Source organism: Streptosporangium subroseum, from assembly GCF_900188345.1.
Lineage (GTDB): Bacteria > Actinomycetota > Actinomycetes > Streptosporangiales > Streptosporangiaceae > Streptosporangium > Streptosporangium subroseum.
The window spans coordinates 170,499-177,247 of record NZ_FZOD01000015.1 but is presented as its reverse complement, the minus strand read 5'-3'; the positions used below and the strand labels follow the sequence as shown (position 1 = coordinate 177,247).

Genomic DNA, 6,749 nt, shown 5'->3' with positions numbered 1-6,749 from the left:
CCGCGCTGGCGGCGCGGGCGGCGGAGCTGGGGGTGGGAATCGGGGCGATCAACTCCAACGTGTTCCAAGACGACGCCTACATGCTGGGCAGCGTGACCAACCCGGATCCGCGGGTGCGGGCCCGGGCGATCGATCATCTGCTGGAGTGCGTGGACATCATGGACGCCACCGGCTCATCAACGTTGAAGCTGTGGTTTTCCGATGGCACCAACTATCCGGGGCAAGACGACATCCGCTCCCGGCAGGATCGGCTGGCGACGGCGCTGGAGCGGGTGTATGCCCGGCTGGGGGAGCATCAGCGGTTTTTGCTGGAGTACAAGTTGTTTGAGCCGGCGTTTTATGTCAGTGATGTGCCGGACTGGGGGACGGCGTATGCGCATTGCCTGCGGTTGGGGGAGCGGGCGCAGGTGGTGGTGGATACCGGGCATCATGCGCCGGGGGTGAATATCGAGTTCATCGTGGCGTTTTTGCTGCGGGAGGGCAAGCTGGGGGGGTTTGACTTCAACTCGCGGTTTTATGCCGATGACGATCTGATGGTGGGGGCCGCGGATCCGTTTCAGTTGTTTCGGATCATGTTCGAGGTGATCGGTGGGGGTGGGTTGGAGGCGGACGCGAATGTGGCGTTCATGTTGGATCAGTGTCACAACATCGAGCCGAAGATCGCGGGGCAGATTCGGTCGGTGATGAATGTGCAGGAGGCCACGGCGAAGGCGTTGCTGGTGGATCGGGGTGCGTTGGCGGTGGCGCAGGCGGCGGGGGATGTGCTGGGGGCCAATGCGGTGGTGATGGATGCGTATAACACCGATGTGCGGCCGTTGCTGGGGCAGGTGCGCGGTGAGATGGGGTTGGATCCCGATCCGATGGCGGCGTATGGGCGGTCGGGGTATTTCGAGCGGGTTCGTGATGAGCGGGTCGGCGGCGCCCCCGCCGGCTGGGGCGCCTGATGAGTAGGCCCGCAGAGGCGAAGCACGTAGAGACGAAGTTCGTAGAGGCGAGGCCCGCAGAGATGGGACCCATGGAGACGGGACCTGCGGAGACGAGGCCCGCAGGGACGAGAGAGGACAGCAGATGACCACCGCCCTTAACCGGATCGACGCCCCCCGGACCAAGGTGGGGCTGGTCGCGGGAGGCCTCGGAGCCTACTGGCCGCAGTTCCCGGATCTGCTGCCGCAGCTCCAGCGCTCCTCCGAGCGGGTGTCGGAGCGGATGCGCGAGCTCGGTTGCGACGTCGTCGACGTCGGTTTCATCTCCGACGCCCAGGAGGGCGCCGTGGCGGCGGAGAAGCTCCGCGCGGCCGGCTGCGACATCATCGTCGGCTTCCTGACGACGTACATGACCGCGACCATGCTGCTCCCCGTCGCGCAGCGCAGCGGCGCGCCGGTGCTGCTGATCAACCTGCAGCCGACCGAGTCGATGGACCACGAGACCTTCGACACCGGCCAGTGGCTGGCCTACTGCGGCGCCTGCCCGCTGCCGGAGATGGCCAACACCTTCATCAGGGCCGGCATCCCCTTCCGGTCGGTGTCGGGCTACCTGGAGGACGAGCGGGCCTGGGCCAAGATCGGGCGCTGGGTCAAGGCGGCCGGGGTGCGAGCCACCCTCCAGCGGGGGCGGCACGGACTGATGGGCCACCTCTACCCCGGCATGCTGGACGTGGCCACCGACCTGACCCTCATCCCGGTCAATCTCGGCGGCCACGTCGAGGTGCTGGAGTTCGACGACCTCCGCGTACGGGTGGAGAAGGTGACCGACGCCGAGGTCAAGGAGCGCACCGACCTCGCACGCGACGTCTTCGAGCTGGCCGACACGGTCAACGACGACGACTTCTCCTGGGCCGCCCGCGTCTCGGTCGGCCTGGACCGGCTCGTCGACGACTTCGCTCTCGACAGCCTGGCCTACTACCACCGGGGCCTCGACGGTGAGATCCACGAGCGGCTCGGCGCCGGCATGATCCTCGGCGCGTCCCTGCTGACCGCCAGGGGGATACCCGCGGCGGGAGAGTACGAACTGCGCACCTCCCTGGCCATGCTCATCATGGACCGGCTCGGCGCCGGAGGCTCCTTCACCGAGTTCCAGGCCCTGGACTTCCTGCGGGGGCACGTCGAGATGGGCCACGACGGGCCCGCCCACCTCGCGATCAGCTCGCAGCGGCCGCTGCTCCGCGGGCTGGGCGTCTACCACGGCAAGCGCGGCTGGGGCGTGTCGGTCGAGTTCGACGTCACACACGGCCCGGTGACCGCCCTCGGACTGTTGCAGAAGCAGGACGGGAAGTTCGCCTTTGTCGTCTCCGAGGGGGCCACGGTGGACGGCCCGCATCTGCGGATCGGCAACACCACCTCGCGAGTGGACTTCGGCTGCGACCCCGGCGATTGGACCGACGCCTGGAGCGCGACCGGCATCTCCCACCACTGGGCCCTGGGCACCGGCCACCGCGCCGCCGAACTACGCGCCGTGGCCGACCTGCTCGGCATCGAGATGATCGAGGTGCGCCCCTAGGAAACCGGCGTTGAGCGGGTCACCTGAGCAGGTGATCGTGTCGGTGACCCGCTCAGACCCGCTCGACGAGGATGTCCGGCCGATCCAGCGGGCGCCTCCGCACAGCCGAGCGGATCAGCGGTCGGTGAGGGGCGCGATGAGCCGATCCGCTTCGTTGACCGTCGAGTTGGTGTGGAAGTAGTGGCCCTTGTCGAGGTCTTCGAGGAGGCCGGGGTGGGTCGGCTGCCAGTCGAGCAGCTCGCGGGTCAGGGCGTTCGACACCAGGACGTCGAGGCCGATGAAGGAGCTCAGCCAGGTGAAGTGCTCAGCCGCGGCCTCGGGGGCCACGGAGGTCACCGGCACGTCGAGGTGGCGGCCGATCACCTCGGCGATGTCGCGGATCGCGACGCCCTCTTCGGCGGCGCCGTGCAGCACCGATGCGGCGGGTGCCTTCTCGACGGCCAGGCGGAACAGTCGCGCGATATCGAGGCGGTGGACTGCCGGCCAGTGATTGGCGCCGTCGCCGGTGTAGCCGGAGACGCCCTTGGTACGGGCGGCGGCGATCAGGCCCGGCACCCAGGCGTAGTCCCCCTCGCCGTGGACGGTCGGAGAGACCCGCACCACCGATGAGCGGACGCCGCGGGAGGCGAAGGTGAGCGCGGCCTGGGCGGTGGCCGTTCGGATCAGAAAGGGCGAGTCGTCGATCATGGGCACGTCCGTCTCGGTCACCACGCGCCCGGACGGGAGACCGATGAAGCCGGAGGCGAGGACGAAGGGGCGGTCGGTGCCGGCGAGCGCATCGCCGAAGGCGTCGACGGCGCGGCGGTCGGCCTCGGCGGCGCCCCGGTAATCGCCGGAGAACGCGACGTCGCCCTTGAAGGCGAGGTGGATCACTCCGTCCGACGCGGCGGCCGTGTCCCGCAGGACCTCAAGGTCGTCGATGGTGCCGAGGACGGCCTCTGCGCCGGCGGCGGTGAGCGCGGCGGCGGAGGCGTCGGAGCGGGCGAGCCCGACGACCTGGTGCCCCGCCTCGATGAGCTCGGGAACGAGGGCGGAGCCGATGAAGCCGGTCGCGCCGGTCACAAAGATACGCATGAGAAACCCCAACACTTGATTTCAGTTACTGCAATCGACTCTAACAGGTGATTTCAGTCGCTGTAATCACGTAGGATCTACCCATGGGTAGATGGGAGCCGAACGCGCGCGGGCGCCTGGCAACGGCGGCGCTGGAGCTCTACAGCGAGCGCGGATACGAGCAGACCACCGTGACGGAGATCGCCAAACGCGCCGGGCTCACAGAACGGACCTTCTTCAACCACTACGCCGACAAGCGCGAGGTGCTGTTCGCCACCTCCGGCGAGTTTCAGGAGCTGTTCGTGCGGTCGGTCTCCGACGCTCTGAAGTCCGTGGCGCCGATCGACGCGCTGGCGGTGGGTCTTGATGCGATCTCCGGGATGCTCACCGGCCAACGCGACTGCGTGCGTGCTCGACAGGCTGTGATCATGGCGAACCCCGAGCTCCAGGAGCGCGACCTGCTCAAGCTCGCCTCAATCTCGGCCACGCTTGCCGACGCCCTGCGCCGACACGGCGTCACGGAGCCGGCCGCGAGCCTGGCCGCCGAGGCGGGGGTCGCCGTCTTCAAAGTCGGCTTCGAGCGCTGGCTCGCGGCGGACGGGGAGTGCGAGATGTCGCGGTTGATGCGGGAATCACTGGACGAACTCAAGGCCGTGACCGCGGGCGGTCAGGGCGTGTTTTGACCCGAAGGGTTGTTGACGCGGGTGATCAGCTCGACGGCGACGTCATGAACGTCTACTACGTGGCACGCAAGAACCGCTTGCAGGCTTCCGGCCAACGGTGAGGCGTCGCCGCGATACGGAAGGGCCTGCGACCATGTCGCACGTAGGCCCGATGCCTCCTTCGCCGCCGGCGGCGGCGCCGCACTCACCTCGGCGCGGCCGGTGCGCTGCGGAGCTGTGGGCCGGGCCGCCTGCGTCTGCTCGGGGATTCTGTTGATCACGCTGGACCAGCCCGGCGGCACATTGTGAGGCCTCGCGAACTTCTTGGAGCCTCGACGGTCGTAGCCTCAGCCGACGTCGGTCGAGTTGTGGTGTTCACTCATTCAGTCAAAGGACGGTTTGCTGTTCCGGCTCCGCTTGAGCTCGAAGAAGCCTTCCGTCCCGGCGACCATGACCAGGCCGTCCCAGAGTCGTCCGGCGGCTTCACCGCGGGGGGCCGGCGTGATCACGGGGCCGAACAGGGCCGTGCCGCCGATACGGAGAACGGGCGTTCCGACATCGAGGCCGACCTCGTTGAACGCCTCGTCGTGTGAGTCCCTGATGAGCTGATCGAACTCCGTGCTTGTGGCGGCTGCGGCCAGCGAATCGGGCAGGCCCGCCTCGGCGAGAGCTTCGGTGATAACGGTGGGATCGTCGCGACGTCCTTGGTTGTGAAGCCGGGTGCCGATGGCGGTGTACAGCGGTCCGAGGACGTCGCGGCCACCGTGCTCAGCGGCTGCCGCGCAGACCCGCACCGGACCCCATGCCTTCGTCATCCGGTCCAGGTAGTCCTCGCTGAGCCCCTTGCCCTCGTGCTGGACGAGGTTCAGGTAAGCCAGCGACATGATCCGCCAGTCGGCGCGCACCGGCCGAACCTGCTCGACCTCCAGGAGCCAGCGCGAGGTGATCCACGCCCAGGGGCACAGCGGATCGAACCAGAACGGGACCTCGTCGCGGTTCGGCTGTTCCTTGATCATCAAAATGAGCACCGTCCTATCTCAGACTGGTTTTGCCTATGCCCTCTCCCGCCGGGAGGCTAAACGTCGAACAATCCGCCTTGGGCGGGCATGTTGCATTTGGCCATGCGTCCCGCGATTTTCACCAGAGCCGCGAGATCGCTGAGCTGAGCATCCTCGTCCGCGGCGCTGACGAGCCGGAAGAACACCTGCGCGGTGACCTCGACGTCGGCGGAGGCCCTGTGGCGATCCGCCGGGTAGCCCGTGGGGCCGTCCGACGTGAAACATGACCGGGACCCCCTGACGCTTTCGTGTCGCGGCCGACTGGCATCTCCCGCCGCAGCCACTGACAATTCGGTCGCTGCTCACTGACGTTCTCAGGCTCGCACGTGGTGGTGCTCCCGGAGAGGGGCGTTGACATCGGCCTGGATCTTCGACACGCTCCTATTTAGAACTTTATTCTAAAATTGGGAGGTCGCATGAGCGGCATCGTGTCGGGGCGGGTGGTCATCGTCACCGGGGCGGCCCGGGGCATCGGGCGCGGCCACGCCCTGGAGTTCGCCCGGCAGGGCGCCAGGGTCGTCGTCAACGACCTCGGCGCGAAGGTGGACGGCACGGGCTCGTCGGAGGGACCCGCCGGAGAGGTCGTCGACGAGATCCGGGCGATGGGCGGGGAGGCCATCGCCAATGGCGAGGACGTCTCCGACTTCGACGGTGCCGGACGGCTCGTCCAGGCGGCGATCGACCACTACGGCGAGCTGGACGTCCTGGTCAACAACGCCGGCATCCTGCGTGACCGGATGCTGGTGAACATGACGATCGACGAGTGGGACGCGGTGATCCGGGTCCATCTGCGCGGCACCTTCGCCCCGATGCGGCACGCCGCCGCCTACTGGCGCGAGCGGTTCAAGAGCGGGGCGGACGTCGACGCGCGGATCATCAACACCACCTCCTCCTCGGGCATCTACGGCAATCCGGGGCAGGGCAACTACGGCGCGGCCAAGGCGGGCATCGCCTCGCTCACCGTCATCGCCTCCCAGGAGTTGGCCAGGTACGGCGTGACCGTCAACGCGCTCGCCCCCACCGCGCTCACCCGGATGACCGAGAACCTGATGTCCGGCAGGCCCCGGCCCGTCTCCACCGACTTCAACGCCTTCCAGGCCGACAACGTGGCACCGCTGGCCGTCTGGCTGGCCAGCGAGGAGGCCAGGGAGATCACCGGCAGGGTCTTCAACGTCAGGGGCGGTGTGATCAGTGTGGCGGAGGGCTGGCAGGCGGGACCGGAGGTCGACAAGGGATCCCGCTGGGATCCCGCCGAGCTCGGCCAGGTGATCCCCGATCTGGTCGGGAAGGCGGCGCCCAACGCGCTGCAGAACGGCAGGCGGCCGTCGCAGGCCACCTGAGGGCCGCTGGGGGCCGCTGAGGGCTACTGCGGCTGCGACGACTCTAGATCGAAACGGTCCGGCCCGCGTTACAGAAGAACGGCCTGGTCCGCGTTCCAGATGGATGACGCGGTCCGCGTTTCAGAAGCAGGACGTGGTCC

The 6,749-nt window shown here is 68.1% G+C and carries 6 protein-coding genes; 4 read left to right on the top strand and 2 right to left on the bottom strand.

Annotated features, from left to right (window positions below):
• Together CHC08_RS17775 and CHC08_RS17770 are read left to right on the top strand one after the other, a co-directional pair.
• On the top strand, positions 1-944 hold a 944-nt coding region (locus CHC08_RS17775), incomplete at its 5' end, for an apurinic/apyrimidinic endonuclease family protein (RefSeq protein ID WP_089206293.1).
• Between the two features lie 124 nt (positions 945-1,068).
• Complete coding sequence (locus CHC08_RS17770; RefSeq protein ID WP_089208405.1) at positions 1,069-2,496, top strand: L-fucose/L-arabinose isomerase family protein; 1,428 nt, start codon at positions 1,069-1,071, stop codon at positions 2,494-2,496.
• Between the two features lie 114 nt (positions 2,497-2,610).
• Here the strand turns inward: CHC08_RS17770 and CHC08_RS17765 are convergent, their stop codons facing one another.
• Positions 2,611-3,570 (bottom strand): SDR family oxidoreductase, encoded by a 960-nt coding sequence (locus CHC08_RS17765; RefSeq protein WP_089208404.1) that lies wholly within the window; start codon positions 3,568-3,570, stop codon positions 2,611-2,613.
• A gap of 83 nt (positions 3,571-3,653) precedes the next feature.
• Here CHC08_RS17765 and CHC08_RS17760 point away from each other — a divergent pair, with 83 nt between their 5' ends.
• A complete protein-coding gene (locus CHC08_RS17760; protein WP_089208403.1) occupies positions 3,654-4,232 on the top strand; it encodes a TetR/AcrR family transcriptional regulator in 579 nt (192 codons plus the stop codon).
• 362 nt (positions 4,233-4,594) lie between these two features.
• Here CHC08_RS17760 and CHC08_RS17755 read toward each other — a convergent pair whose 3' ends face one another.
• Positions 4,595-5,227, bottom strand: a complete 633-nt coding sequence (locus CHC08_RS17755) for a DsbA family oxidoreductase (RefSeq protein WP_089208402.1) — start codon at positions 5,225-5,227, stop codon at positions 4,595-4,597.
• Between the two features lie 458 nt (positions 5,228-5,685).
• Between CHC08_RS17755 and CHC08_RS17745 the strand changes: the two genes are divergently transcribed.
• A complete protein-coding gene (locus CHC08_RS17745) occupies positions 5,686-6,609 on the top strand; it encodes an SDR family oxidoreductase (RefSeq protein ID WP_089208401.1) in 924 nt (307 codons plus the stop codon).
• Positions 6,610-6,749 lie beyond the last annotated feature (140 nt).

Bases quoted from the DNA above. Each gene is read 5' to 3' on its own strand.
- CHC08_RS17770 (WP_089208405.1), top strand. From the start codon at position 1,069: ATGACCACCGCCCTTAACCGGATCGACGCCCCCCGGACCAAGGTGGGG.
- CHC08_RS17745 (WP_089208401.1), top strand. From the start codon at position 5,686: ATGAGCGGCATCGTGTCGGGGCGGGTGGTCATCGTCACCGGGGCGGCC.
- CHC08_RS17760 (WP_089208403.1), top strand. From the start codon at position 3,654: ATGGGTAGATGGGAGCCGAACGCGCGCGGGCGCCTGGCAACGGCGGCG.
- CHC08_RS17755 (WP_089208402.1), bottom strand. From the start codon at position 5,227: ATGATCAAGGAACAGCCGAACCGCGACGAGGTCCCGTTCTGGTTCGAT.
- CHC08_RS17765 (WP_089208404.1), bottom strand. From the start codon at position 3,570: ATGCGTATCTTTGTGACCGGCGCGACCGGCTTCATCGGCTCCGCCCTC.